Consider the following 25,517-nt stretch of genomic DNA (forward strand, 5'->3'; position numbering starts at 1 on the left):
CATCCTTATCCGAGAAACGGGGTGGACAGGTACATTTCTCAGGGGTCTTACAGGTGCATTCTTTCTTAAATCCGCCGACTGCTGCGAAGATTGGACGAGAATCTAACGCCGAGATCATAAGGTTCAGAAAACCTTCCATCTTCTCTGCTTGACTTAAAAAAGGCTTAGAAAGTTCATTGATCGTATTGTCGTTTATACTTAACAGCTTGCGAAACCGACTTAGCGCCACGTGACTAGGTACTTTTGTGCCTGTGATACCGAGGAAATTTCGATAATCCTGATGCTTAGCTTTTGACAACTCCTTGCACATTTGACGAAATGAGACAAATTCTGGTCGCGTAAAGTAAAGAATATGCATGCGAAACAATACAACTGCGTCCCAGGGTTTACGCCCACGTGGATCAACAATTTTGCGAGGAAATAGGTTCCTAATTTGATCGTCTTTTATAAAAGTCATGTAATCAATGAGTTCATCATCAAAACCAAGTGTGCTATAATATAGGGGAGAGAACATGTCTAGTTGAATCAAGTTTTACACCTCTTCCTTGTGTGTTAATTTGGCTTGTCACCTTATTTTACCGCACAAATGGATAGAGGTGTAATTATTTTTTCAGAACAGACGTTTGGGACGTAATTATTTTTGAAACAGACACTAGTAGGCAAATCAACCCCAATAAATAATCTCATATACTCTTCTCCTATAGAAGCTTAATTTATTCCATCAACCCTCTGACGCAAAACGGTCAAAAATTCATTCTTTTGAGCTTCATTTACGAATATTCTATTGGGGATAATATGTGCAGAATCTGCACTTACATAAATATAAATATGCTCTTTTTCTTCCAGAATATTTTTTATTGCACTAAATTGAGTCTTTGCTTCACTATGTACCATTATGCTAAAACCTCGGAAAGCGGAAATGGCCAGTAATCGGAGATGGCCAAGTTAGCAAATGGTCTGACTCACTGGCAATTGGCCCAGAATTATGAAGTAGATAAGGTACACCATCTGGGCGACGCTTGTCAGATATAATCGCTATGTGTTCATGGGGATGATCAAATGTGACAATATCTCCTGCCTGCCATAAATACAGATTGTCCACATCTCCTGGTTTTATCTCTTTTGATAATTCCAATCCATATCTTCGAAAATAAACTAGGAGGTTAGGAACCCGCCTATAATCAATATTTGGATCTGGCTTCCCTCCAACTCGAAGATACTGCGATAAGTTATCTCTGATGTCCTTGTCGACTAATGCTTTAAGATTATAACCCGCATCTCGCATTGCCCTCCACACCACATCAGTACAAACTCCCTCGGTCTCTGGTGGATTCCCCCCTTGATAATAAGCACTGCGATATAGGGGTTTCCTGAGCACTTCTTCTTTGGCTCCAGCCACAATATCTTTTAGATCATCAAGGCCATCGCCATCTTTGTCAACTGGGCAAGAAATCCTTTCAACCTGAACCGACTTAACAAAAGGCTTAAACTCAGCAAAGTATGACTTCTTAAATTCTGTCTTAGTCAAAATCAAAACTAGCACGGCTAATCCGAGTATAGCTATAACTATACTGGACTTAACTAATCTTTTCATGAAGAGTCACCCCATTTAACATACATCAAAGGTAATTATTGCGTATCGTAGCTTACCTTGCCATACCTCGTTAAGAAATGCAACTGAAAAATCTTCTTGTATTTCATCAAGGAATTTTTTGTCGTATACTTCGACATAATTGGAATAATTTACAAACCTTTTGACCCTCTTAATAGTTGATATCCTCGCGTATAAAATAATGAAATTTGTTGAAATTTGCAAGGGGAAGGGAATATCTTTTTGGCAGGAGGAAGATAATGGCTATATCGGGAAGAATTTCAGATCTGAAAATACTGATAGCTTTATTCGGCAATGTAACTATTAAGGAAATCATTCAATTTAAAGAATTAAGAACGATAACTAATCCTAAAGTTGCTTAAAAGCTGAGCCTATGAACATCCCATTTCTACCCCAATTGCTTAATCCATTCAATAAAGGATTCTACATTATCAAAGGCAAAGGCTGGATTCATATCTAATACTTTTTGAACCTGCGCTGTTTTAGCCCATATCGCACTAATCGGTAAAACACCGACTTCTTTAGCGGCTTTCACGTCATAGGCAATGTCACCTACATAAACCACGTTCTCCGGTGGGTAATTCCAAAGTTTCAAGACTTGTTGAATATGTTCAGGTTTACTTGCTCCATGCTCTGAGCCCGTTAGAATTACCTCGAAAAAAGGCTTTAACCCCGAGTGTTTTAAGGATATCTCCATACTTCCAGGGCCTTTTCCTGACACAATAGCCAACCTTATTTCACGTTCTTGCAATAAAGACAGGGCCTCATGGACACCTGGAAATGGCTCAGCATAACTAGCATGAATTCGATCATACTCGTCAAGATAAAACTGCAAACTTTCTTCCCATGAATCAGGAAACAGTTTCTTAAAGATTCCTTCTTCTGAAGGTCCAAATAGGGAAGCTAACTCTTTGGAAGAATATTCACGCCCAATAAATTTTACTAAGGTACTGCAAAAACTAGCATAAACTACAGGCAATGAATTAATTAACGTACCGTCCAGATCAAAGATAAATCCTTTAAGTTTCATGTTCTACCCCCTAAAAACTGCTATTTTTATAAATCACCTAAATCTTGGTAATCTGCAGCATTCTTAATAATTCATGACATCCCATGGATTTGTAAACCAATTAAATTATCTAATTTTGATACTCTACTTTAAAACGCAGTACGGTTTTAAGCTTATCTGGCTGAGTATTACGGGCATCTGAAAGATAAATCTCTCGGTGAATCTTTGTTATCCGTTTCAAATTGTTCTGTGCACAATAATCCTCCATGATTGAAAAACTCTCTGGCTCATCATCATAAGGGCCTAAATGTAGCATTTGAACACAAAGTCCTTCTTCTAAACGATTAAATCTCACCTGATCAAGCAATGGGTGAGGTTTTTTTAATTTTACACTATTTATGACTTCTAGAGCCAACTTATCTGTTACAAAATCAGGTTGTCTTATCATGATTGTGTATATCAACCAATTTTTATCCAATATTTCCATCATTCTTGCTTCTTCTGCTAAATCCCAAATACCTTCAAGTGGAAATACCGTGTAATCAAAATACCCCTCAGGAATAATATCTTTTTTAGGCAACATTTTGATAGCGTAAGATAAAGAATACAATACACCAATAGCCTCAGAAAATTCTTCAGAATTAGGATTACCCTTTCCATCAATCATAAAGAATTTAAAATTTGGTACCGTCACAAGTTCAGGTTTATTTTTTGGCAAATACAGTTCCTTGGCTTGTTTTTTCCACTCATATTTCATGTTCTTTCCTCCTTCATTAAAAGAAATCAGCCACACTCGCTAAAGCAATTAGACCAAAAATCATGATTACTAATCCTGATGCCCGATTAACCCATTGTAATCCAGTGATACTAAATCTTTTTCGAAATAAATTCACCATTAAACATAGGATTAGCCACCATGAACCCGATCCTAGGAATACCCCTATTACTAAAATGAGTGAAGACACATAACTTGAACTATTTGCTCCAAGACCTAAGCCCGCAAAAACTGCTGCAAATGAAATTATGGTCATAGGGTTAGTAAGCGTAAGTAAAAACGTGGAAAAGTAATTACCAAACAACCCTTTATCATCAACCAAAGCTGGCTTTTCAGCTGGTCTCTTAATGAAAGTCCTAATTCCTAAATAACATAAAAATATCCCGCCAATTAACCTTAGCAAAACTTGTTGCCCTATGAGAAAGTTCGAAATTATGGTCAAACTGAAGCCTGCTATTATACCGTAAGTAGCATCTGCTGTAGCGGCGCCTAATCCTGATAAAAATCCGGACACCATACCCTCTGCCAATGTACGTCTTATACACAGAATACCGATGGGCCCCACTGGCGCAGCAATTGAAAATCCAATGATTAATCCCTTAATAAAAAACCCGGTATCCACCAACCTCAAATCCCTTCATTTAAACGCAATTTCGAATAATTTTATCCCTTTAGCCTCAACCGCGACATCCATGGCGACGGATACATACTTATCAGCCAGTCTCATCAAGTTTTAACATCATCAGCTTAATAAAAACACGAACCAAATCGGGATCAAACTGTGTCCCTGCGCATCGGATTAGTTCATTAAGTGCATCTTTCTCACTCATTGCCTTTTTATAGGATCTATTATGGACCATGACATCATACGCATCAGCAATAGCAATTATCCTAGACGATAGTGGAATATCATGCCCCGATAAGCCCTGGGGATATCCATTGCCATCCCAGTGCTCATGATGATAAAGAATTGCCTCGGCAATGCTGGCAAATTCACTGGTTGAGAGTGCAAGTCGATAACCTGATTCTGCGTGTTTTTTCATACATTCCCATTCGGTAGAATTTAGGGGTCCTTGTTTTCTTAATATGTATTCAGGTATGGTAATTTTTCCTATGTCATGTAATTTCGCAACAAGGCAATAGTTTTTAATCAAACTTTCAGGTAGATCAAGCTGAAGACCCATCTCCCTTACTAAGCTTTCCAATCTGTCCACATGTTCCTTCGTCTCGTAATCTTTAATAAATAATAATTGTCCTAAAGCATTGATGACTGCCAGCTTAGTATTGTTTCCTTCCCTAAGCTTATCTGTATACATGTCTTCTTCTGCCTTATTAAAAACATCTTCAATGCTTTCCCCCTGATTTGTTAAAGTAGCAACACCAATAGCCATACTTAAGGGTATGGGTTCAGGAGGGCATAACGCTAAAGCTGCTCTAACACGGGTAGCAATCTCTTTTGCATTACCGTTACTTGTACTGGGTAGAATCACTAAAAATTCATCGCCACCCCAACGTACTACGAGATCATCTTTTCGGCAAATAGATGCCAAGAGATTGGCTACTTTTTTGATTAATTCATCCCCTTGTTTATGCCCAAGTGTATCATTGATCAGCTTCAGACCGTTTACATCACATAAAATAATTGCTAAAGGTATTTGTTCGGAATTATTAACAAGATGTTGAATTATATCCTCGTAAAAATCCCGATTATAAACACCTGTTAATTTATCGTGAATATTAAAGTATTTTATGTGTTGTTCATCTTGCTTATAACTTTCATTAGTTTGTTTAATGTATAGCATCAAAAACCCTATAGCCAAGGAAAGTGCCACGACTTGGTAGGCAAAGTAAATAATAAATTTGATTTTTCCATCTAGAAATGTCAAGCTTAACGGACCAAAGTTGGTGCTCAATAAAATAAATGACCACCCTAAGCAATATTGTATAGAGCCCCTTGTGCTACTCTTAAGAAGAAGAATTCCAGCCCAAAATCGTATTACTCCTACAAAGAAAAGAGTAGCAATAATTGATAGAACTTGAACATGGAGGATAAATAGCCCAATAATAATGTTCAAGATAAAAACTAACCCACCACTGATTAACCATTTAGGTGGTTTCATATTTACATGCAGGAGGGTTCCTTTGAAAATACACAAATTAGATATTATGTAAAAAAGCCCATTAACGTAGAGTAAATAGTCATTATTGTAAGAGGAAACCTCAATTATGTACCTGAAGAAATTTGATATGAAACTCATGAACCACCCAATGGTTAACCACCCAATATATTGACTACGATCCAAGAAATAAATGAAAATATAGAAAGTAAATATAACAATAATTGCTCCTAAAGAAGCTGACATTACTAACTCTGCACCAAACATAAAAGCACCTCAAAAATCCCTATATACTATTGTCAATTAATTCTCCACTGCCTTTTGATTATTTCCTTCAATAATTTCTTTGAGCATTTTTTTGCTTAATTTCCCTAATACCAATTCATATGACATATCTATCATTTGTTTTAAAATATCATCCGGCACATCACCCTCTAAATACAAAGAGTTCCAGTGTTCTTTATTCATGTAATAGCCCGCAACGATATGTTTATATTGTTCTCGCAAGGATCGCGTAAACAATGGATCGCATTTCAAGGTAATAATTGCTTTTTTTTCTTTATCTCCACCTTGCATGGCAAACATTTTTCCACCTATTAGGTATCTTGTTGCGTCCCATTCTACCTTAAAATCTTTTTGTGTTCCTTTTTTAGAAAGACAATACTCATCAAGCCATTCATATTTCATTAGAAATCACTCCTTCTGTATTCAACGAGGACAGCTATTTAATAATTTCGCCAGACAACTTACATATCCTTCATTTGATGCCAATATTAACCCAGACCCATTATCCCGAGGTATCTTCTATCTTCTTGCATAATTCGCACTAATCTTTACGTGATAATGATGTGCCTGATACCCCTCTATTTTGAGAATCATGTAGACATTGGAGTCCGAGCGGTGCTAGCCCAAACAAAAAAGCCTCCAATCCTGGAGGCTCTCAAAAGCTTAATGACCATTCTAAGTTGGAACTAATTACTCAGAACAAATTCCACAATCACTATGACTCTTCTGATAGTCACTGATCTCTTTTCCCGCGTCACCCTTCACAACCTGGGTATCGGGATCGACTATTTGTTTTTCTAGCGTCTCTGCAGGAGCAACACATGCGGGTTTCAAAGGAGACATGAGACAAGATTTATAGCCGCCAGTAAGGTTTCTAACCTTAAATCCTTTTTGGCTTAAGATTCTAGACGCTACATATCCTCTCAGTCCAATTTGGCAATAGTCCAAGATCTCTTTACTTTTATCAAGTTCACCCAATCTTGCTCTCAGGCTATCGACTGGGATGTTGAGCGCTCCCTCAAGATGCCCCCCCTTATATTCCGTTTCTGTGCGGACATCTAATAAGATGGTGTTTTTCCGATCATGCTCCATGAACTGCTCAATCGATATGTCATCTACTCTGCCAGCTAGGACATTCTCTGCTACAAAACCAGCCATATTGACGGGATCTTTGGCTGATGAATAAGGTGGCGCGTAACAAAGCTCCAACTCGGTCAAATCTGTAACGCTTCCCCCCAGCCTTATGACCGTTGCAATGACATCAATTCTCTTATCTACGCCATCATTCCCAACGCCCTGCGCTCCTAAGATTTTGCCCTCTTCGTTAAAGATGAGTTTCAAGGTCATCATGAAGCCTCCCGGATAATACGAAGCATGTGACGCTGGATGAACGGTAATTGTCTTATAAGGGATCTTGAGTCGTTTTAAGGTCCTCTCATTATTGCCTGTACTAGCCGCCGTTAGCCCGAAAACTTTGAGAATCGAAGTGCCTTGAGTTCCCTTATAAGTACTCCTCAGACCTACAATATTATTTGCTGCTATTCGGCCTTGTTTATTGGCAGGCCCTGCAAGAGGAATGGCAGTAGCTTGCTTGTTAACAAAATCAACGACTTCAATGGCATCCCCGACGGCATAGACATTGTCTGCATTGGTCAATAAGTATTCATTGACTAAGATATGCCCTTTGGACCCGAGCTTAATTCCACTATCCTTTAGAAAGCCAGTATCCGGGATGACCCCTATAGCTAAAATCACGAGATCGGCAGTCAATGTTTTGCCACTATTGAGGGTTATTTCTACACCGTTTTCCTGATCCTTAAATGACTTAACCCCATCATTTAAGATGAGTTTCACTTCATGGTCCGCAAGTTCTTTTTCCACGGCTCCGACAACATCCGAGTCGAAAGGTGCTAAGACATGAGGTGCAGCTTCGACTATAGTCACGTCAAGCCCGCGATGTTTTAGATTTTCTGCCATTTCCACCCCGACAAAGCCACCGCCAATGACGGCAGCACTTTTGGTGCCCGCTTTATCTATATAAGCCTTGATTTTATCTGTGTCTGGAATATTTCTTAACGTTAAGATTCTCTGACTATCGATACCCTCAATCGGTGGTTTAATCGCTTTTGCTCCAGGAGATAAAACAAGATAATCATACGTTTCTTCATAGATTTCGTTCTTCTTGTGCTTAATCGTCGCTACTTTTTTATGGGTATCTATACCAATCACTTCGCTATTAATTCTTACATCAATGTTAAATCGACTCTTCATACTTTCTGGAGTCTGGACTATGAGCCTCTCTCTTTCTTTGATGGTCCCCCCAAGGTAGTAAGGCAAACCGCAATTGGCAAAGGAGATATACTCATCCCTTTCAAACATGATAATCTCGACTGTTTCATCCAGTCTTCTCAGTCTGGCAGCAGCGGATGCCCCACCAGCCACACCACCAATAATCAACACCTTTTTACTCACAGTGTGTCCTCCCCAATTATCTGATTTGGTTAATCATTATATTTTTAGCCGCTAAACAAGTTCGGCTGTCCCATTGCACCCGTCTATTCTTGAATCAGAAGAAAAGCATTCGACTAATATTACGGGAAATCATTTTCAAAAATAGTACCGTAAAGTGAAGTGTACACTCTTTATTATTAGGCTGGAGTAAGTAAGCCTAGTAAGCGCTCTCTTTCCTCTTCCAAATCCTCTCGTTCGGCGACCATCTTTGGTTGCACAGAATGAAAGGGCCAGCGTGCTTTTAAGTCAGTTAACTTTTTCTCCACATCGTTAAGCAGGAGCATAAGCTCCTGCTTATCTATAGTCTGTTCGATAGTCTGTTCTTTTTCGATCCGTTGTTCTTTCTCATCCATTCGATTTCCTCTCCTCTGACATGGTAAATGTTATAGCGCCATGCATACATGCTTCCATGCAGCTTTCACATTCAATACAAAGCTTAGGATCCACGACTGCCAGATGTGAAAGCATCGAAATCGCTTGAACAGGGCAAGCATTAACACAACGTTTGCACCCCCGACATAGCTTTTCTAAGATGAACGCAGACATTACTCCAACTCCCCTCATCAAGAGAAACACACGGTTTCTCGCTTAGCAGCCAGCTCAGCCAAAGCGGCGAGGAGCCGATTTGGCGGTCCCTGAGGATCCTCGATCTCCACTTGTACCCAAGACATTAACCGTTGTAAACCGCTGCTTGATTTGGTCACTCCCACAAATTGGGCAACTCTGCTGATCTTTTTGACTCATCGTACAAAAAACAGAAAATTTATGTTCGCACGATTGACACACTAAATCGTAACTTGGCATTGAGATTACCCCCTCTATTAATAAACTTATCGCAGATCAATGTTAATCCCTGTATACCCCGGAAGGGTATTATATGTTAAATATATTCATCTCTAACTAATTTGTCAACCACTTTTAAACAATATTTACTAATTTCAAATTATTTATGCAACCTGCAAGTACCTTTCCATGCAGTACGGAGGTTTCTGAGTTCGTTCTTTTGAGCGATGCAAGGCCATATAGCAAGGTTGTTTATCTTAGGTGACTATTCATCCTGTAGCAATTAGATAAAGAAGCAGACGTGGATCAACGACCCACGTCTGCTTCTTTAATCATATTTATACTTTTTGTAAATTAACCCAAGTATCATAAAATGAAGCACTACCACCAATCGGTTCGCTTAAAGGGGTGCCCCTCAGATTATCATCCAAGCGAAGAATTGGGTTGATATGGATTCCTTTCGCTCTCCTTGGATCCCCTTTAATCACCATCCCATCGACCACTACATCACTAGAACCGTAAGCCCAATGTCCATAACCCGTCGAAACAGCGACTACTCCGGGGCGTATCCCTTCCATTACTTTAATATCCCCTTCAACATAACGTTGTTGTCCATTCCCTAAATCTTGAACCCCTTCAGGGTTACTTTTTGACTTGACTCGAACCTTGTCTCCATTTTTCAATCCAAGTCGTTCAGCGTCGTGCCGACTTATTTGGACAAAGTTTTGAGACTGAAGTCCTACTTGCGACCAATAATTACCAGAGGTCCTTGATTGAGTCACAAACACTTCTTTGTGGGTAATCAGCTTAAGGTCTCCTTCTGCCTCAATCTTTTTACCCATCGAATCCTGAATTTCCTGATAGACAGCATGACCTTCAAAATACTTTCCACTGATTGCATGTCTGCTCACAGCTACTTCCTCGATATAGAAGCGTTTTAGACCTCCCAACAAATAGCGTTGCTGAGATCCGACATAAGCTTTGTCGATACTTTCAAAGCGACCCCCTCGATTCAGGACGTAAACCACCTTGCCCCATTCCGTAGGTTTTAATGCCTTTTGCCACGCTTGTTCATCATACACCGCAGGTGATAAATGCCGTCGAGCTTTTCTAAATAGCTCCAGTTCCTTATCATCCGCATCGGGGACCGTATCTCCCTCTTTATCTCCATAGGCAATATTGGCCACAAGCTTAAGATAAAAATCCTCAGGTCGCTTAAGCGGTAATCCCGCACCGAACGCGTCGTCCCCAAATCCCGGAAGATTAAGCTTCCTAGCTATAGCGATCATCAAGGTTTCCAGGGATAGCGGCAACTTTTCTCCCTCAATTTCCACCGTGTCTGTCAAAGCTGGAATGACAGGTTGACGTATCGACGTCGCCTTAACGCGCAATTGGTTTGGGCCTTGCCCAGTCGTCCAACGTTCAAGATAGGTTATGTCTGGGAAAATATAGTCGGCATACATACTGGTTTCCCCAATAACGATATCCGCTGCTATCAAAAGTGGTACTTTAGCTGGATCTAGAAGCGTTCGTAATTGGTGAGCTCCGCCAGGAACGGAATACATCGGAGTATGACTTGAAAGAAGAACTGCCTTAATCGGATAGGGGTAACCATCGGCAATGGACGGCCATGTTTCCTGGGCCACGTTTCCGCTAAAAGGGTACCAAGGTCGTTTAGCTGGGTATCCGGCAAAAAGCGTGGACTCTTCATATTGCCAAGTTTCCCGGGTAATAGGAACCCCGAAAGCTGATAGTTTTCCAGGGTGTAATTTACTCATGTCATAAGGTTTATTCGGTTTAGCACCTTTAAAATCCCACCCGCCTGCTGGTTTGGTTAATCCACCCTTCCAATCAGGATTCCCGATCAAATAGTTTAAAGCGATTAACGCTTGGCAATTATACCATCCGTTCGTATGCTTTACCGGGCCACGATAAAACTCCACCGCTGCTTTCTTACCATGGGCAGTAAATTCGCGGGCTACCCCGACAATATCTTCGTACTTTATACCTGTTATTTCAGCATATTCCTCGAGACTCCGCTTAAAGGCCTCTTCTCTTAACAACTGAAGGGACGTCTTAAGGGGAATTTCTTGATAAACCGTTTCAACCAACAGATCTCCTTCAACAGGGTTTACCGTGTCGTTTGGATCAGCAGCAATAAAGTTCCCACTACGATAGACCACAAATTGGTCCTTAGTTCCTAAACCCACTTCGTCAGCCCGAAGAAACTTGCCTGGCCGTCCGTCGACTATTTTGACAAGATAACTGGCATCACTCCATGACGTTTCGCCATCTGCTTTTGCAGCTGCAGAGTTGGCGTTTTCCAAGTATTTTTGATCATAGCGATTATTTTCTAATATCCAACGGACCATCGCCAGGCCCAAGGCAGCATCCGTTCCTGGCTTAAGAGGCAGCCATTTCCAGGCTTTACCCGCTACCTTCGTAAAGCGTGGATCCGCGACTGCTAATTTTAAGCGACCACTTACCAAACCGTCCGTGATCGGTTCGGTCATCTGAACTGGACCATAATTCGCCTCAAAAGAGATCGTCCCTACAACGAGTGCGAACTCAATATTTGCCCAATCAGGGCGAGGAGCCTTCACACCGCCTGCCCATTTTCCTTCCTTGAAGTCCATGGTAGAGCGTGTCCAGGCTTTATTACTGGTCTGACCGCAGATCGAGGTTTTTTCGATCCAGTTAACACTACCCATGGCATTGTTCACAAACCGTTTTGTAAATTCAATACGACCATTATGAATACGACCTACTTGAAAGAGAAACTGATTATTTTTCGGCCCCAGATCCGGATGATCCGGGTCGATCAACACATCAAGGTTTTCTTGATGCTTCTCTTGAAATTGAGCGACTGTCATCTTCTTTTTTCGGATTTCAACAACATCTGTCGCCATATCCTTAGCCACTTTAGCATCCTTCAAAACGGCAATGTCTTTGAGCCCCGTAACCTCTTGGTCTTCCCCAAGTTCTTTGAAGATTTGTCCTCCATTAACAATTTCGTCCACAGCCTGTTCAAACGGAATCACTTTCCATTCGCCAGCTCCCCTGGCTCCAGAACGTTTTAAGACTTTTCGCAATCGATAAGGGTCGTAGACGTGTTGTATTCCAGCTTGACCTTTAGGGCAGACCTTACCATCAATTCGAGTCGCATCTTGAGGGGATAAACTATAGGGTAGGTTTGGTATCATGCTTGTCGCGCTATAAGGATTTCCATCAATCTTTACTAAGGTACCCTCATAGATCTTAGCCTTAATCGAGCAAGCCACTGTACACTGTAAACAACAGGTATAAATAATGTTTTCCTCATTGGCTAGTGCGTAGGTTTCATTCCCTGACTCAGTTTCGGCATGAGCAATTCCAATCTTACCGAAAACTCCAGCTTGAGTCGCTAAAATACTGGTACCTCCAATAAAGGCAGTACTCTTTATAAAATCACGCCTTGTGAGTTGTCCCTTTGGGGTTGATTCCATAATCGTTGCTCCTCCTTCCTTGATTCGGATGGTTATTACGCTCTAAAATCGGGAGCCACTCCCAAGCCACACTAAACATTAAAATCACAAAAGCAATGATTCCCACGGAACTGAAAATCTCATTGGTGCTTGGAAAATAGCTATACAATAGGCGGGAATCGACAAAGGCTTTGTCTAGCCCATGCAGCGGCGGAGTGATGTAAGCTGGCATAACTAAATTAATCCTTACAGCAATAATCCCCAGCACAGTGGATAAACCTGCCAACCCTTGCAGCCTATAGTCACCGTCTGTTTTACGAGCAAGGAAAATTAACAGGATAGGGATAACAACTGCCAACCCAATCTGGCCTATCCAGAAAACCAATCCGTATGACCCTGTCAGTATCTCCTTTAATGAATGCACATCGTCAGGAATTCCACCATATAGACCAATTAAAAATTCTGCTGCAACTAAGAGTAGATCGATCCCGATAAATAAAACCAGCAGATTCGTGAGTGACGCTATAACATTCGGCTTATCCTTATCTTGCTTACCGAAGAAAGCATATAGGAAAGTAATCAGTGCAGCCCCAGAAACAAGTGCGGAAACGATAAAAATAATGGGGATAATGGCACTGTTCAAAGCAGGCTTGGCAATCTGTACTGCAAAGATCGAACCAGTTCCTCCGTGCACAGCGATAGCCATAGGAACCCCAAGAATACCTAGAATTCTGACCCAGCGCCCTGCGAACTGGGATTGCTTAACCCGTCCCTCGGGGTTTGCTACAGTCCTATATCCCATCGAGAAGATACGACCTAGTTTCCCACGCATTCCTGTTTCGTTGGTAGCCATTAAGGAAAGATCATCTCTCATTACGAGCCACAACTCTCCTAGCACCAGCATGATATATAAGAGGTAAAAATGAATTTCCCACTCCAAAACTGACGTGAAATTACGATGAACTAGAGTATACCAGAACCGCTCGGGATGTCCCAAGTCGATAAGGACAAACATTAGACCTCCTACCAAAGAAAACAAAGCACTTAAGAGTGAAAGTCGCCCAATTTTCTCCAACGCGTGCATTTTAAATACATAAATCATGGTCGATAACAAAAAAGAGCCTGCGGACAATCCAATGAAGAAAATGTAAAAGACCACCCATAAACCCCAGCTAAAACTACTGGTCAAATTAGTGACTAACATCCCATTCATCAGCCTCTGTCCTATGAACCAAAAACCAATCCCGGTTAGAATAAGCAAGAGTATATAATACAGACGCTTCTGCATAAGTTTCCCTCCTTCCTTTCACTAAATTAGATAAAATACGTTGGGTTCAGTTCCTAGTTCCTCTTTAAGACGCATCAGATTGGAACTCCCAATCAGTTCAAATACTAAGCTCTCTGGATCACTCTTGTCACCAAAATAGGTAGCTCGTCCCATGCAGGTGGTTACGCACATAGGCAGCATCCCTGCATTGAGGCGATGTAAACAAAAGTGACACTTTCGTGTGTTATTGATCGGAGATTGCTTCTTTTGCCGTTCTCGTTTATCTCCGTACTCAAACGATGGTACTAATTCATATTTCTCGATATTTGGCGTTCCTTGAGTATGATACTCTCCCCAGTCAAAGGTCCGTGCTCCATAAGGACAGGCGGATATGCAGTAACGACAGCCAATGCATTTATCGTAATCAATCACCACTATGCCATCTTCTCGTTTATAAGTAGCCGCAACAGGACATACCTTTGTACAAGGAGAATTGGTACAGTGCATACACGGACGCGGTAAAAAACGCCTAGCTAAATGAGGGTAGGAGCCAAACTCTTCCTCGATTACTGGACGATATACGACACCCGGTGGAAGTTTATTTTCTGCGATACAACCTACGGTACAGGAAAAGCACCCTACACACTTGCGAGTATCAATCACCATCGCCCATTTCCTCTCGGCAACAGGTTTTTCAAGGGCCTTGTATAGTTCTCTGTGCATTCTATAAATGAGTTGATCCTGAGGAATCTGCTTTGCTAATGGCTCTAAGGTCGTCGTTTGTTGTTGTTCATTTCCTGGTTTTGCAAGCGCTTTTCCTGCTGATACTACAGCTATTCCCGCAGTCAAACCCAAGGTTGCCTTAACCATATTACGAATTGCTTCGCGACGTGGAACTTTTTGCGGTGCATCATCTTCGATTATTTTTGACATATTGTTAACCTCCTTCACCTTGATCACTCTGTAATGCCAAGTATACCTAATCGTTCTTCTTTACACATGAGGAAATCCCCTCAATTTAAAACGGTCTGGTATAGGGGAAATCCCCTATACCAGACCGTTATCCTTAGCGTAGCGTACTAATTTTGATCGGCTGTTTATGCCCAACTTGTCATGAATCCGTGTCTTATGATTCTCAACCGTCTTAATACTAATATTTAGCTTTTTAGCTATTTCCATATTGGAATACCCTAAGGCTATAAGTTGCAATAGTTCGGTTTCTCGAGTTGTAAGTTCGAACTTCTTCATTTCAGCGTATCTTTCTGGCTTAAGAGCACGTGTTACCAAATATTTCTGGAAGCTCGTATCTACATAGAATTCACCCCGGTGAACGGCCCTAATCGCACTTAGAAGTTCTACGTCAGCTACGCGTTTTAGGACAAACCCGTTTCCCCCTGCGGCCAATACCTTATCCAAGTATATAGAGTCCTCATGCATTGTTAGGACCAACACTCGCTGGTCAGGCTTTATATCCTTAATCATTTTCATCGCTTGAATTCCATCGATCCCTGGTAAATTCAAATCCATAATAACTAAATCGGGAGCGTATTGGAATGTAAGTTCAATGGCCTCTTCGCCATTGGATGCTTCTCCAACGACCTCGATTTCTCCACTATCTTCCAGCACCAGACGTAAGCCTTTGCGGATTACCTGATGATCATCCACTAAAAGGACAGATATTTTCTGCATCAACGCGCAACCCTTCCGGAACTTTCACATAAATGGTCGTCCCTTGACCAAGAGCAGACTCAATCTGGAAACTCCCTCCTAAAACTACCACTCGTTCCTGAATTCCAAACAGCCCGAATTTCCTATTGGCAACCCTTTGTGCTAATACTTCGGGCACATTAAATCCTTTGCCGTTATCTTCAATAGTAAGGTTAACCTCACCTAAATTATAAGTTAGAACTATGCTCACCTGTTTCGCTTGGGCATGACGAGCAATATTAGTTAACGCTTCTTGAACAATCCGATACAATGAACTAGCAACCTCGCCTGTAAGTGTACCAAAATCATCATCTATTTCCAAATCCATATTAATTCCATACCGCTCTTCAAACTCTTGGGCATATCGTTTTACAGCTTGCCCCAATTCTCCTTCTTCTAATACACTAGGCCTAAGAACAATGATTAGGCGTCTTATTCCATCAAACGTTTGATCTAAAAGATTCCGTACTTCTATCAAACGAACTTTTGCTTCCTCAAGAGTTGGTGCCTTCTCGGTATATTTCAAACCGAGGCGAAGAGATGCTAAAGACTGGCTTGTTTCATCATGAAGCTCCCTCGCCAGATGACTTCGTTCCTCTTCTTGAACTTGCATCAACTTTTTTGCAAGCCCCTGCCTCATATTACTTAATTCTTTGATCTCTAAAGCAGATTTTTCCATTGATTCGATCATAAGGTTAAACGCCTGGGTCAATTGCCCTCCCTCGTCTTGGATCGACCATTCAGGTATCCGATAACTTAAATCACCCGAGGCGTAAACTTTCGTAGCCTCAAACATTCTTCGATAAGGAGTTGACAAAAGGTGTGCTAGGAGATACGCCAAAACTAACCCTAAAAACATAAATAACAAGGTAGCGAGAGCAAGGCTGATTAGCATCTTAGATTTTGCTTGAGTAATCCCCTGTACAGACATACCGATACGAACCGTCCCTAACTTACCGTCTGATATGGGCAGGGCTATATCGCGAACAAGCCCTTCTTCGGTATGAATAACATTGACATGATAAGCTTCACTGGGTTTTACCTGGTTAGCGTTTAATAGCCCATAGGGCAGGGCATTCCCAAAGGTATCGACTAAAACCGTTTCGTCTGCATCAATTATAAAAATATAACGGATATTTTCGTTACTCTCGCGAGCATCCCGAATTAAAGTATAAAGCTTAAATAGATCCCCACGATAAATGTACTCTGGACTTCGGTCCGTAATATATTTTCCAGTGGCAATCCCCTGAGCGTCAAGCTGTTGATTCATAAAAGGGCTAATACTCCGCTCAGTTTGGATGAGGACGGTAACCGACAATAATAGCAGCAAACTTACAACTAGCCCAATAATTTTAGAGCGTAAACTGATTCCTAAAAACGACCTCGCTAATCTCATAACCCACAGTCTCAACTAGACTCACTCTCCAATCAGCTTAACTAGTTCTCTGACAGAGTCGTAGAGACTGTCTTCCAGCAAGTTAAACTGGTCGTATCCGGCAACTTGTAAAGCTTCTAGCCCATCTTCGTCTTGATGCATAGTTAGAAATGCCTTCTGTATCGCTAAAAATGACTGCTCATCTAGCCTTGGGCTAGCTACAACAGGATTGTTCGCATAGTCTGGAGATGTATCAATTATCCGGATAGAATCTATTAATTGAGGAGATTTTGCAAAAGCTGCTGCCAAAGTATAATTATCCACCGCAGCTGCATCAACTAACCGGTCCTTAACAGCTGCAATCGAATTGCTATGGCCATAGGTGTAAATGTAACTTTTAAAAAAGTTTAGGCCTCCCTGATCTTTGACCTTGCTCAAGGCATATAAGGATCCTGAGGTTGATTGAGTATCCACAAAGGCAAAACTATGGCCCTTTAACTGAGTCCAGTTCCTTATTCCACTACCGGTATCGGCAATAATCACAGACTGGTAGTACGGTGACCCATTTGTAATAGGGACTGCCACTAGACGCTCTCCAAATTTCTCATGCCCAATAACATACGACGATGAACAAACAAAGGCAATATCTACTTTTCCTTCTTGGATTAAATCATCAACTTCTTTATAGCTTTTCCTCTGTACCAACTCGACTGGTCGATTTATCTTTTCTGATATATATTGGGTCAAAACTTGATATCGAGCAATACTTTGGCTTGGAGACAACCCCACAGCCAAAGCCACGCGCAAGCTCTCCTGAGCCGATTTTGAGGGACTATCCAGTGGCTGTAGGTTCGAAAGAGTTACATGTTGTTGTGGATCAGCCTTACTACATCCGTTCAAGATCACAATGGCAAGTATCACTGTGCATAATAAAACTATACGAGACAGCATCTTCATGAATAAACCACTCCTATTGTTTCAACTTACCACCAATTAATAAATCATACTTTAACGTACTATTAAACGCAACGCTTATATTCGAATTGGTCCTAACTATCACTTTGTACATCTTAAGATGTATACCGCCTCATTATAATTGTTTATTACCAGGAGGGGAAGTCAAAACCTGGCTGGAAAATAATAACAGAAGCAATCCCTGCCCTATCGATTTTTAGTTGAATGATTCTCAGTGCCCTTTGCTTATAACTCAGTAGCACGGACTCTATGCAACCTAACCTTTACGCAGATGATGCAGATTTTTAGGGGAAAAGCTAACAAATAAAACATTCCTAACTTATTGTTTCCAAGAAGTTAGGAATGTTTTATCGATAAAGAAGTACAACCTTGCTGAAAGATTCACAAGCTGATCAAGTTGTTGACATATACCCTCAGGGGGTAGGGCCGAATCATATATACCCAAATATTTACTAGGTCAATACTTCTTTTCGATGCATTCATGAACTTCGTCGGATGGTCAAATCGGGCAATCTTCGCCGGGCGAGTCAGCATGCATCCGTAATAGGGAGCAATCTTCAAACCCTTTAAAGGTTTTTTCACTTTAGCAGCCACTTTGTCAAGCCCAATCCGATCCACCAATAGTTCCAAGATGTTTAACACGTGGACCGTATTTTTGTAATTCATCTCGATAGCCTGTTGGACTTTCTTGGAAGTTTCTTTACTTTCGGCACACTCGATCTCAGCCGTGCGCAAATGATTGAAACATGCGGCACAGGGAGCCATCACTTCTTTCAGACCAGCCTTCTCCGCTTGAGCTAAGTTTCTAGCCGGTAAGGCCAAGGCCAAGAGATGATCCACCTGATGAGCAGGGGTTGACCCACAGCAGTTCCAATCTGGAATCTCTTCCAATTGAACATCTAACGCTTTTAAACTTCACGAGTTGAGGATTCATAGTTCTTAGCGGTTGAATGGAGGGAACACCCTGGAAAGTAGCCCGTTTTCATCATGCCTGCCCTCCTTGCATTTTCTGTACATTGTCAAAGATTTTAGCTACAGCGGCCTGTCCGTGAATCTTACGTGGTAAGATGTCACCGATTCCCATAATACCCTTTAAGAACATCGGCGGACCGATCGGAATCAGAGCTGCCACATCCCGGACCAGTTCTCCTTGGGAAAGCATATTCTTGACCATGAGACCGACTTCATGCATCCGCCCGATATTCCGAACTTCTCCCAGGAAAATCTTATTCATCTTAGGAATTTTCGTTTCGTTTGATGTATACCCTTCTTCTTTGGCCATCGCCCGCAGGGTATTCATCACTTCGTAAAGTTCGAAACCCGCAGGACAATTGGCACCGCACGTTCCGCACTGGATACACATTTGAATCGATTTGCTTGGCAGAATTTGATCTTTCATGCCATAGACGATCATTTCTAAAATTTAGGACGAAATTCTGAAACCAATTTCCCACAATAAGAACACTCTAACACCAAATACCCCCCCCGGTTGGGATTATATTTTAAGGATAGCATCTAATCTATTGCAGATCAATAAGTAAAATAATAATAATTTCACTTTCTCATCTTACAATTTATTTATATAAAATGCCGTCATCCTTATTGAAAGGATAACGGCATGAGAGCATAGTTTCTGATAGTTTATTAATCGAATAGAATTACGCTTATTGTATATTATTATATTCACTGATTGAGTTTCATTAATGTAGCTATGGCTCTATTTAGCACAGTCTCGAGGTCCTCCCCCTCTTCAATCGCATCGGCCATACACGTTTTTGCATAGCGTTGCGCGACAATTACCGATACCTTATGCACAGCTGAACGGATAGCGACGAGTTGTAAGAATATTTCCTCACATTTCTTTTCTTCCTCCATCATTCGTTCTACCGCCGAAATATGACCACGCACTGTTTTAAGTCGAGTAATGATACTTTTTGTTTCTTCTGGGTCTACATTTTTTGACAAGGTCTCTCTTCCTTTCATATTCGTATTTTTTCTTGTATCTGATCGGAGGGCATCAATATTATTTTAAGTTAACACTTCATAGCACTTTGATGACTTTGATAAGATATTCACTTGGTAATAAAGCTTATTGATTACCTTTATTAAGAGGGTTATAATTGAGATACCCTCTCCAGAGGGGGGTGGATGTTACCTTTAGCATACAACTTAACATTATATTGGTCAAGAAGGTAACCTTAGAAAAAGAATGTCATTAAATGGCTTCTTATATTTAATTAATCAATAACTAGTGAAGGGATATACGTTGATGGAAGATTTGTCGATATTACGTAATGAGGATTTGACGAGACGCTTACAAACTTTGTCTGAGGAACTGGAAGAGTTGGAAGAGGAACAAAGTTTTGTGCTAAAGCAGACTGGGATTCACCTCCCCGGTCGCACTGTTAAACGCTATGAATTCCAAATACAGTTGTTAAAGGAATCCATAACAGAGTTACAAGCGGAAATAGAGCGTCGCAAATAATACAAAATAAGGCCCTTGCTTAATTTTAACTTTAAGCAAGGGCCTTTAGAATAACCATACAAACCCCAAAAGGTTTAACTTAGGCTAGATTTTTGTTACTATTCGTTTTTATCTGTTCAGCTAACATGTTTGCGATCTGATCAAAGTCTGGCGATTGATAATCTTCAATCTTGCCAGCATCTGACAACGCAGATAAAGCTGGATCAAGCGGCAGTGCTCCCAAGAAAGGAATAGAATTACGCTTAGCTTCTTCCTCACCTTGTGGTTTTCCAAAGACTTCTATCTGCTTACTACAATCAGGACACTGCACATAAGCCATATTTTCTATCAATCCATAAATTGGCGGTTCATAATTCCTGACCATTTTAATCGCTTTGCGCACTACCATATTCGCTAAGGCTTGCGGACTTGTCACCATCACTACCCCATTGATCGGCAACGATTGGAATATCGTGATAGCGACATCCCCTGTACCAGGAGGCATATCGATTAATAGATAATCCAATTCTCCCCAAATTACGTCCTTCCAAAATTGATTGACGACTTGAGTGATCAGCGGTCCACGTAAGATCACGGGATCATCTTCGTTTTCAATCATAAGATTGAGAGACATGACTTTAATACCACCACGACTTGTTGGTGCAATAATACCACCTTGGCTCGCTCCTGCCCTTTCCTTAATGCCAAATATTTTTGGGATACTTGGGCCAGTTATGTCCGAGTCCAAAATTCCGACTTTATAGCCTTGGCGCATAAGGCTTACTGCTAACATGCCAGTTACAGAGGATTTACCTACTCCCCCTTTACCGCTCATGACTGCTATTACTTTCTTAACATGGCTTACTTTTTGAGCCTTAGTCAATTGGGGTTCACTAGAACAACTCTCAGTATTACACGACCCTGCTGCTGCACAACTATTGCACGACTCGCTCACGATGGTTCCTCCCATTCAATTTAACATTTTTTACCACCTAAGGGTTAATAATCCAAATTCATCTTACTCCTCAGATTCTTTCTTTGTCAAGTTTGGCTCAATGATGATGTTCGTGATTATGCCCATCACCGTGATCATGTTGACAAATAGATCCAGTACTCACTATTTTTCCTTGAGCATAAGACTTTGCGACGTCAGTCACGTTTCCTGAGGCGCCCGATACAACCTCAAGACCAACCGCATTAAGACCATTAATCATGCCACCGCCAATACCGCCACAAACAAGCACCTCTACGCCTTTACTCTTGAACATATTCGCAAGTCCTGCATGCTGATGTTGAAGACCCGCAGCACTAAGGGCTTCGACAAAACGCGCTTCATTGCCTTCAATTTCAAACACTGTAAATCCTGAAGCTCTTCCAAAATGGGGATCGAGAACTTCACCGTTTGTTGGGATTGCAATCTTTTTTGACATTATGGACCCTCCTAAATTATAAAAATTAACGTCTCTTGGACAGTCTGAGCTGGCCAAGATGAACGCTTGACCTCAGTTTCAAGTCGGTTTTCAATGCTTAAGCTTCAACTTAAGTAAACTCAACTAAATTACCCTCTTTCCAGGCCACGATAGCCTCCCTAGGGGTCATGGTTTGGGGTGCTGAATAGGTCGAAATATTAACAGCTCGAGTTATCTTCAAAGCATTTTGACCTAATTTACAGGCTATAATTAGTTCGACGTGTTCGCTAGCCATGTATTCTGCAACGACAATACCAGCACCATCGGTCCCTATTAAGGAAGGATTATTTCTATACACAGCAGTACCTTGTGGATCTTCCGAGTCGCAAAAAAGAAAATAAGGGCTACATCCAAATCGCTCACACATCAACTTATCTAGATCACGCCCCTGAGCAGGAATCGCTATACGCAATATAATCCCCCTTTTCCTTAAACATGATCAAACTATTTTAGGAATTTCCTCCACAACAACCACCTTTGCCCTGCTCAGCTTGATGACCACCACTACATGTCTGCTTACTCCCTTTGTCAAGCTTCATTTTTTTCATACTCCCACACTTGGGACATGCAATTTCATAGCCGTGTTTTCCACCTACAGTGCACGGTTCAGCCTCCCAGACTTGTCCGCAACCGAGACATTCAAACACCCGGTTTTTGACCATGTAGTTTCCTCCCCGAATAATTATCGGTCGTCCTTCTACTAAAGCCGTAGCAATTTTCGCCCTAGCTCCTCCTAAGATTCGCTGAAAGGTAGCTCTTGAAACCCCCATAGATGCAGCACACTCAACCTGATCTAAACCCACTTTGTCTTTAAGACGGATGGCCTCTAATTCTTCAAGCTGGACTATGACTTCCGGCCAACGTGATTGGCCCTGAGGAATAAATGTTTGACATACTATTCCTTCATCGATATGGCCACAACAACGCCGTCTTGACATCGCATCAACCCCTTTTGAGCATATGCCCAATTTGATTATATTCCTCTTATCGAGATAAATCAATTGGAAACTAACCTAGTTACTGGCAATTACTAAAATAATTATATAAAGACCTAGCCTACGGAAGATAGGGCTTTATAAGAGAGAATCCTTTGTGAATTAATCATTATGCTCAGTGAATATCTACGCCTTCTATCCCCCTTAAGATGTTGATGAACAGTCGACACAAAAAAATGACATAGTTGGTTCGAACTTTTGTCAAACTTATGCCATAATTGCTCTCCATAATAAAGCCATAAGCTATAAATAAACGAAATGAAAAGGAGCGTGTATTTTATGAAAACTTCAAAAAACCCATTGCAGTTGCCACAATAGTTGGAAGTTTAGGAGTGGCTGGAGTCGCCTATGCTGACATTAGTTGTTAGGAGGGATATGGATGAGGTATGGTCACAATATTGGCACCAATCTTCTTTATTCACCGTTCTTTACGATAGGAGTCCTTCTTATAGCTATTACTATTTTCTTCTTGGTATTTATGCAACCAAAAAAAAATAAATCTGAACATAACCGAATCTCCGATATTTTAAATCAAAGATACGCAAAAAACGAAATAGATGACGATAAATACTATGAAGTTAAGTCCCTTTTAGAAGACGAAGATTCTAATAGTTCAGCGATTATGCTACTCAAGGAGAAATATGCCTTAGGAAACATAAGTACGGTTGAGTTTATAAAAATGCGTAACATTATTAAGACTAGACAAACTTAGCATCATTTCTTTATTTAAACTATATTAAAAATACAGCAATAGGAGTGGCATTAATTGAAGAATAATAAGCAAGTAAAGTATCTGAGATGGGGTCTATTGGCATTATTCGTTGTGCTTATTAGTACATCGGCATATCTCCATCAAGTCTTAGGAGCAACAAAGGCACCTTCAATCCATGCATTATGTCCTTTCGGAGGACTTGAGAGCCTTTACCAGGTATTCACAACTGGGAGCTTTGTCAGTAAAATATTTACAGGAACAATGACCTTGTTTGTAATCACTCTAGTTGTTGCTATCCTTTTCAGACGTTCTTTCTGTGGGTTGATTTGTCCATTTGGAGCGATTCAAGAATTCTTTGCAAAACTAGGTCAGAAGATTTTCAAGCGCAAGATGGTTGTACCTTCTAAGCTTGATCAGGCTCTGAGATATTTAAAATACGTTGTGTTAGCTGTTACAGTATTTTATGCTTGGAAAACTGCCGGACTTTGGATGGCTCCCTACGATCCTTGGTCTGCATATGCTCATCTTCCGGAAGGCTTGGAGAGTGTGTGGGCTGAATCGGCAGTAGGGTTGATTATTCTAGTCGTAACGGTTCTTGGTTCCTTGATCTATGACAGATTTTTTTGCAAATATCTTTGTCCAGTAGGGGCACTTTACGGAATGGTAGGTAAAACCAGCCCTTTTAAAGTGGTTAGGAACGAAAGTTTATGTATTGATTGCGGAATATGCAATAAAGTCTGTCCGATGAGCCTTGATGTCCAGCACGGTTTGAAAGTCACATCCCCGGAGTGCATGAATTGTCAGACCTGTGTTTTAAACTGCCCTACCGCAGGCGCTCTTGATAACCAGTTCTCCAATAAGATAATTAAACCTTTTACTGTGATCATTCTGGTGCTGGTGCTGTTCTTTGGCTCAATATTTGCTGCACAGGCTACTGGAATCTTTGAACTAACCGCAGCCCCACTAAAAGTAGGAGAATTCATTAATTATGATGAAGTTAAAGGGTATATGAGCATCAAGGAAGCAGCGGAATCAACCCAAACTGACCTTACGGAGTTTTACATTAAATTTGAGATTCCGGAAAACGTTCCTGCAGAAACAAAAATGAAAGAAATTTCTCAAGTCGCTCTAGGCTATGATTTTGATAAAGTTAAAGAATCCTTAACTTTGACAACGGATCAAGCTGACCTTATATTGAGCGAACCCCAAACTAAGGTCGATCTAGAGGGTATAAAAGGCTCTATGACGATAAGTGATGCGGCAAAAACCGTAAAGCTTGATATCGAAGAGTTTTATCGGATTTTTAAGCTCCCTGAAAACATACCTTCCAACACCTATATGAAGGATATCGTAAACGCAGTCCCCGGATATGACTATCATGAAATTATAGGTTCACTGAAGTAAAAATAAAACTATTCGTCACCCGGAACTGAATAATGCAAAAAGCCCTTATCAAACTTGAAGTTTGGTAAGGGCTCCTACTTTGTGTCTGTTTTTTTCTGTTTTGATTTGTTCAACTTTGTTTTATTCTGCTTTGTTTTGCGCAAAAAGTACTACTAACAGGCAACAACCTCATGCTTAAATGATTACCTGTCCGATGATCTATTTATGTTTGGATTGCAGGCCTAGATTATTGATTAAGTTTCATGAGAGTTTCAATCGCGTTGTTCAGAACCTCTTGGCGATCCTCGCCAGAGTCAATCGCCTCTAGAAGACAGGAACTAGCATAACGTTGTGCTATAATGACTGAAGTTTTATGCACAGCGGAACGGATAGCAACGAGTTGTAATAAGATTTCCTCACAACTCTTCTCCTCCTCTATCATGCGTTCTACTCCTGCAATGTGACCACGAACTGTTTTAAGTCGAGTCAAAATCCGTTTAACCTCTTCCGCGTCAACCTCTTTCAAAAGAGCTATCTCCCATCTCATTATGATTCATACTATCCCGCTTACCCATGGTGATTACTCCAGTTTTCAATAATTGGCTTAATCAATG

At 40.9% G+C, this 25,517-nt stretch carries 28 protein-coding genes and 2 pseudogenes; 4 read left to right on the plus strand and 26 right to left on the minus strand.

What is annotated here, in order from left to right; genetic code table 11:
* The 3 genes from JL57_RS25160 to JL57_RS25170 form a co-directional block, all read right to left on the minus strand.
* Positions 1–529, minus strand: a 529-nt coding sequence (locus tag JL57_RS25160; protein ID WP_034144651.1) for a transposase, incomplete at its 3' end; no start/stop codon positions are given.
* A gap of 179 nt (positions 530–708) precedes the next feature.
* Positions 709–894 (minus strand): YcxB family protein, encoded by a 186-nt coding sequence (locus JL57_RS25165; RefSeq protein WP_291300549.1) that lies wholly within the window; start codon positions 892–894, stop codon positions 709–711.
* 4 nt (positions 895–898) lie between these two features.
* On the minus strand, positions 899–1,594 hold the full coding sequence (locus JL57_RS25170; protein ID WP_034144652.1) for a DUF1287 domain-containing protein: 696 nt from the start codon (positions 1,592–1,594) through the stop codon (positions 899–901).
* A gap of 257 nt (positions 1,595–1,851) precedes the next feature.
* Between JL57_RS25170 and JL57_RS35515 the strand changes: the two genes are divergently transcribed.
* On the plus strand, positions 1,852–1,974 hold the full coding sequence (locus JL57_RS35515) for a hypothetical protein (RefSeq protein WP_291300550.1): 123 nt from the start codon (positions 1,852–1,854) through the stop codon (positions 1,972–1,974).
* Positions 1,975–2,000: 26 nt separating this feature from the next.
* Here the strand turns inward: JL57_RS35515 and JL57_RS25175 are convergent, their stop codons facing one another.
* The 18 genes and pseudogenes from JL57_RS25175 to JL57_RS25260 form a co-directional block, all read right to left on the minus strand.
* Positions 2,001–2,642, minus strand: a complete 642-nt coding sequence (locus JL57_RS25175) for an HAD family hydrolase (protein ID WP_034144653.1) — start codon at positions 2,640–2,642, stop codon at positions 2,001–2,003.
* Between the two features lie 109 nt (positions 2,643–2,751).
* Positions 2,752–3,378 carry a GyrI-like domain-containing protein gene (locus JL57_RS25180; RefSeq protein WP_034144654.1) on the minus strand — a complete coding sequence of 209 codons (627 nt, stop codon included), beginning with the start codon at positions 3,376–3,378 and terminating at the stop codon, positions 2,752–2,754.
* A gap of 16 nt (positions 3,379–3,394) precedes the next feature.
* Positions 3,395–4,018 carry a LysE family translocator gene (locus tag JL57_RS25185; protein WP_034144691.1) on the minus strand — a complete coding sequence of 208 codons (624 nt, stop codon included), beginning with the start codon at positions 4,016–4,018 and terminating at the stop codon, positions 3,395–3,397.
* 91 nt (positions 4,019–4,109) lie between these two features.
* On the minus strand, positions 4,110–5,780 hold the full coding sequence (locus JL57_RS25190; RefSeq protein WP_291300551.1) for a diguanylate cyclase domain-containing protein: 1,671 nt from the start codon (positions 5,778–5,780) through the stop codon (positions 4,110–4,112).
* 36 nt (positions 5,781–5,816) lie between these two features.
* Positions 5,817–6,200 carry an MmcQ/YjbR family DNA-binding protein gene (locus JL57_RS25195; RefSeq protein WP_034144655.1) on the minus strand — a complete coding sequence of 128 codons (384 nt, stop codon included), beginning with the start codon at positions 6,198–6,200 and terminating at the stop codon, positions 5,817–5,819.
* A gap of 447 nt (positions 6,201–6,647) precedes the next feature.
* Positions 6,648–8,270, minus strand: a pseudogene (locus tag JL57_RS25200) (CoA-disulfide reductase); the annotation flags it as partial.
* A 176-nt stretch (positions 8,271–8,446) separates the two neighbouring features.
* On the minus strand, positions 8,447–8,662 hold the full coding sequence (locus JL57_RS25205) for a hypothetical protein (protein WP_034144657.1): 216 nt from the start codon (positions 8,660–8,662) through the stop codon (positions 8,447–8,449).
* A complete protein-coding gene (locus JL57_RS25210) occupies positions 8,655–8,855 on the minus strand; it encodes a DUF362 domain-containing protein (protein ID WP_034144658.1) in 201 nt (66 codons plus the stop codon). The genes JL57_RS25205 and JL57_RS25210 overlap by 8 nt, the downstream gene beginning before the upstream one ends.
* Positions 8,856–8,909: 54 nt before the next feature.
* Positions 8,910–9,113, minus strand: a complete 204-nt coding sequence (locus JL57_RS25215) for a zinc ribbon domain-containing protein (RefSeq protein WP_034144659.1) — start codon at positions 9,111–9,113, stop codon at positions 8,910–8,912.
* A 317-nt stretch (positions 9,114–9,430) separates the two neighbouring features.
* Entirely contained in the window at positions 9,431–12,577 is a 3,147-nt protein-coding gene (locus tag JL57_RS25220) for a molybdopterin dinucleotide binding domain-containing protein (RefSeq protein ID WP_034144660.1), read from the minus strand.
* Positions 12,540–13,844 (minus strand): NrfD/PsrC family molybdoenzyme membrane anchor subunit, encoded by a 1,305-nt coding sequence (gene nrfD, locus JL57_RS25225; RefSeq protein WP_291300552.1) that lies wholly within the window; start codon positions 13,842–13,844, stop codon positions 12,540–12,542. The genes JL57_RS25220 and nrfD overlap by 38 nt, the downstream gene beginning before the upstream one ends.
* Positions 13,845–13,865: 21 nt before the next feature.
* Positions 13,866–14,756: a 4Fe-4S dicluster domain-containing protein gene (locus JL57_RS25230; RefSeq protein WP_034144661.1), complete on the minus strand. Its 891-nt coding sequence runs from the start codon at positions 14,754–14,756 to the stop codon at positions 13,866–13,868.
* A 114-nt stretch (positions 14,757–14,870) separates the two neighbouring features.
* The gene (locus tag JL57_RS25235) at positions 14,871–15,512 is read right to left on the minus strand and encodes a response regulator transcription factor (protein ID WP_291300557.1); all 642 of its coding nucleotides are present in this window, start codon (positions 15,510–15,512) and stop codon (positions 14,871–14,873) included.
* A complete protein-coding gene (locus JL57_RS25240; RefSeq protein ID WP_034144663.1) occupies positions 15,481–16,941 on the minus strand; it encodes an ATP-binding protein in 1,461 nt (486 codons plus the stop codon). Before JL57_RS25240 ends, JL57_RS25235 begins: the two co-directional genes overlap by 32 nt.
* A gap of 6 nt (positions 16,942–16,947) precedes the next feature.
* Positions 16,948–17,862: a phosphate/phosphite/phosphonate ABC transporter substrate-binding protein gene (phnD, locus tag JL57_RS25245; RefSeq protein WP_034144664.1), complete on the minus strand. Its 915-nt coding sequence runs from the start codon at positions 17,860–17,862 to the stop codon at positions 16,948–16,950.
* A gap of 399 nt (positions 17,863–18,261) precedes the next feature.
* Positions 18,262–18,777, minus strand: a pseudogene (locus JL57_RS25250) (heterodisulfide reductase-related iron-sulfur binding cluster); the annotation flags it as partial.
* 88 nt (positions 18,778–18,865) lie between these two features.
* Positions 18,866–19,279 carry a hypothetical protein gene (locus JL57_RS25255; RefSeq protein WP_291300553.1) on the minus strand — a complete coding sequence of 138 codons (414 nt, stop codon included), beginning with the start codon at positions 19,277–19,279 and terminating at the stop codon, positions 18,866–18,868.
* A 284-nt stretch (positions 19,280–19,563) separates the two neighbouring features.
* A complete protein-coding gene (locus JL57_RS25260) occupies positions 19,564–19,845 on the minus strand; it encodes a metal-sensing transcriptional repressor (RefSeq protein ID WP_366557099.1) in 282 nt (93 codons plus the stop codon).
* A gap of 304 nt (positions 19,846–20,149) precedes the next feature.
* On the opposite strand from JL57_RS25260, the gene JL57_RS25265 reads away from it, so the two are divergent.
* A complete protein-coding gene (locus JL57_RS25265) occupies positions 20,150–20,365 on the plus strand; it encodes a hypothetical protein (protein ID WP_034144667.1) in 216 nt (71 codons plus the stop codon).
* 79 nt (positions 20,366–20,444) lie between these two features.
* Here JL57_RS25265 and JL57_RS25270 read toward each other — a convergent pair whose 3' ends face one another.
* From JL57_RS25270 to JL57_RS25285, 4 genes are all read right to left on the minus strand, one after another.
* Positions 20,445–21,299: an Mrp/NBP35 family ATP-binding protein gene (locus JL57_RS25270; RefSeq protein ID WP_034144668.1), complete on the minus strand. Its 855-nt coding sequence runs from the start codon at positions 21,297–21,299 to the stop codon at positions 20,445–20,447.
* A 97-nt stretch (positions 21,300–21,396) separates the two neighbouring features.
* Entirely contained in the window at positions 21,397–21,774 is a 378-nt protein-coding gene (locus JL57_RS25275) for a NifB/NifX family molybdenum-iron cluster-binding protein (protein WP_034144669.1), read from the minus strand.
* Between the two features lie 109 nt (positions 21,775–21,883).
* Positions 21,884–22,225 carry a NifB/NifX family molybdenum-iron cluster-binding protein gene (locus JL57_RS25280; protein ID WP_034144670.1) on the minus strand — a complete coding sequence of 114 codons (342 nt, stop codon included), beginning with the start codon at positions 22,223–22,225 and terminating at the stop codon, positions 21,884–21,886.
* A gap of 37 nt (positions 22,226–22,262) precedes the next feature.
* Positions 22,263–22,751 carry a DUF134 domain-containing protein gene (locus JL57_RS25285; protein WP_034144671.1) on the minus strand — a complete coding sequence of 163 codons (489 nt, stop codon included), beginning with the start codon at positions 22,749–22,751 and terminating at the stop codon, positions 22,263–22,265.
* A gap of 436 nt (positions 22,752–23,187) precedes the next feature.
* Between JL57_RS25285 and JL57_RS25290 the strand changes: the two genes are divergently transcribed.
* Both JL57_RS25290 and JL57_RS25295 read left to right on the plus strand, forming a co-directional pair.
* Entirely contained in the window at positions 23,188–23,520 is a 333-nt protein-coding gene (locus tag JL57_RS25290; protein WP_034144672.1) for a hypothetical protein, read from the plus strand.
* A 54-nt stretch (positions 23,521–23,574) separates the two neighbouring features.
* Positions 23,575–24,924 (plus strand): 4Fe-4S binding protein, encoded by a 1,350-nt coding sequence (locus tag JL57_RS25295; RefSeq protein WP_034144673.1) that lies wholly within the window; start codon positions 23,575–23,577, stop codon positions 24,922–24,924.
* A 226-nt stretch (positions 24,925–25,150) separates the two neighbouring features.
* On the opposite strand, the gene JL57_RS25300 is transcribed toward JL57_RS25295, so the two are convergent.
* Positions 25,151–25,429, minus strand: a complete 279-nt coding sequence (locus JL57_RS25300) for a metal-sensitive transcriptional regulator (protein ID WP_034144674.1) — start codon at positions 25,427–25,429, stop codon at positions 25,151–25,153.
* Positions 25,430–25,517 lie beyond the last annotated feature (88 nt).

The organism is Desulfosporosinus sp. BICA1-9 (assembly GCF_000802135.1).

What these genes read in the sequence shown, in the direction of transcription:
- JL57_RS25165 (WP_291300549.1), bottom strand. Translation starts at nt 894, where the DNA reads ATGGTACATAGTGAAGCAAAGACTCAATTTAGTGCAATAAAAAATATT.
- JL57_RS25170 (WP_034144652.1), bottom strand. Translation starts at nt 1,594, where the DNA reads ATGAAAAGATTAGTTAAGTCCAGTATAGTTATAGCTATACTCGGATTA.
- JL57_RS35515 (WP_291300550.1), top strand. Translation starts at nt 1,852, where the DNA reads ATGGCTATATCGGGAAGAATTTCAGATCTGAAAATACTGATAGCTTTA.
- JL57_RS25175 (WP_034144653.1), bottom strand. Translation starts at nt 2,642, where the DNA reads ATGAAACTTAAAGGATTTATCTTTGATCTGGACGGTACGTTAATTAAT.
- JL57_RS25180 (WP_034144654.1), bottom strand. Translation starts at nt 3,378, where the DNA reads ATGAAATATGAGTGGAAAAAACAAGCCAAGGAACTGTATTTGCCAAAA.
- JL57_RS25190 (WP_291300551.1), bottom strand. Translation starts at nt 5,780, where the DNA reads ATGTTTGGTGCAGAGTTAGTAATGTCAGCTTCTTTAGGAGCAATTATT.
- JL57_RS25195 (WP_034144655.1), bottom strand. Translation starts at nt 6,200, where the DNA reads ATGAAATATGAATGGCTTGATGAGTATTGTCTTTCTAAAAAAGGAACA.
- JL57_RS25205 (WP_034144657.1), bottom strand. Translation starts at nt 8,662, where the DNA reads ATGGATGAGAAAGAACAACGGATCGAAAAAGAACAGACTATCGAACAG.
- JL57_RS25210 (WP_034144658.1), bottom strand. Translation starts at nt 8,855, where the DNA reads ATGTCTGCGTTCATCTTAGAAAAGCTATGTCGGGGGTGCAAACGTTGT.
- JL57_RS25215 (WP_034144659.1), bottom strand. Translation starts at nt 9,113, where the DNA reads ATGCCAAGTTACGATTTAGTGTGTCAATCGTGCGAACATAAATTTTCT.
- JL57_RS25220 (WP_034144660.1), bottom strand. Translation starts at nt 12,577, where the DNA reads ATGGAATCAACCCCAAAGGGACAACTCACAAGGCGTGATTTTATAAAG.
- nrfD (WP_291300552.1), bottom strand. Translation starts at nt 13,844, where the DNA reads ATGCAGAAGCGTCTGTATTATATACTCTTGCTTATTCTAACCGGGATT.
- JL57_RS25230 (WP_034144661.1), bottom strand. Translation starts at nt 14,756, where the DNA reads ATGTCAAAAATAATCGAAGATGATGCACCGCAAAAAGTTCCACGTCGC.
- JL57_RS25235 (WP_291300557.1), bottom strand. Translation starts at nt 15,512, where the DNA reads ATGCAGAAAATATCTGTCCTTTTAGTGGATGATCATCAGGTAATCCGC.
- phnD (WP_034144664.1), bottom strand. Translation starts at nt 17,862, where the DNA reads ATGAAGATGCTGTCTCGTATAGTTTTATTATGCACAGTGATACTTGCC.
- JL57_RS25255 (WP_291300553.1), bottom strand. Translation starts at nt 19,279, where the DNA reads ATGAAAGATCAAATTCTGCCAAGCAAATCGATTCAAATGTGTATCCAG.
- JL57_RS25265 (WP_034144667.1), top strand. Translation starts at nt 20,150, where the DNA reads ATGGAAGATTTGTCGATATTACGTAATGAGGATTTGACGAGACGCTTA.
- JL57_RS25275 (WP_034144669.1), bottom strand. Translation starts at nt 21,774, where the DNA reads ATGTCAAAAAAGATTGCAATCCCAACAAACGGTGAAGTTCTCGATCCC.
- JL57_RS25285 (WP_034144671.1), bottom strand. Translation starts at nt 22,751, where the DNA reads ATGTCAAGACGGCGTTGTTGTGGCCATATCGATGAAGGAATAGTATGT.
- JL57_RS25290 (WP_034144672.1), top strand. Translation starts at nt 23,188, where the DNA reads ATGAGGTATGGTCACAATATTGGCACCAATCTTCTTTATTCACCGTTC.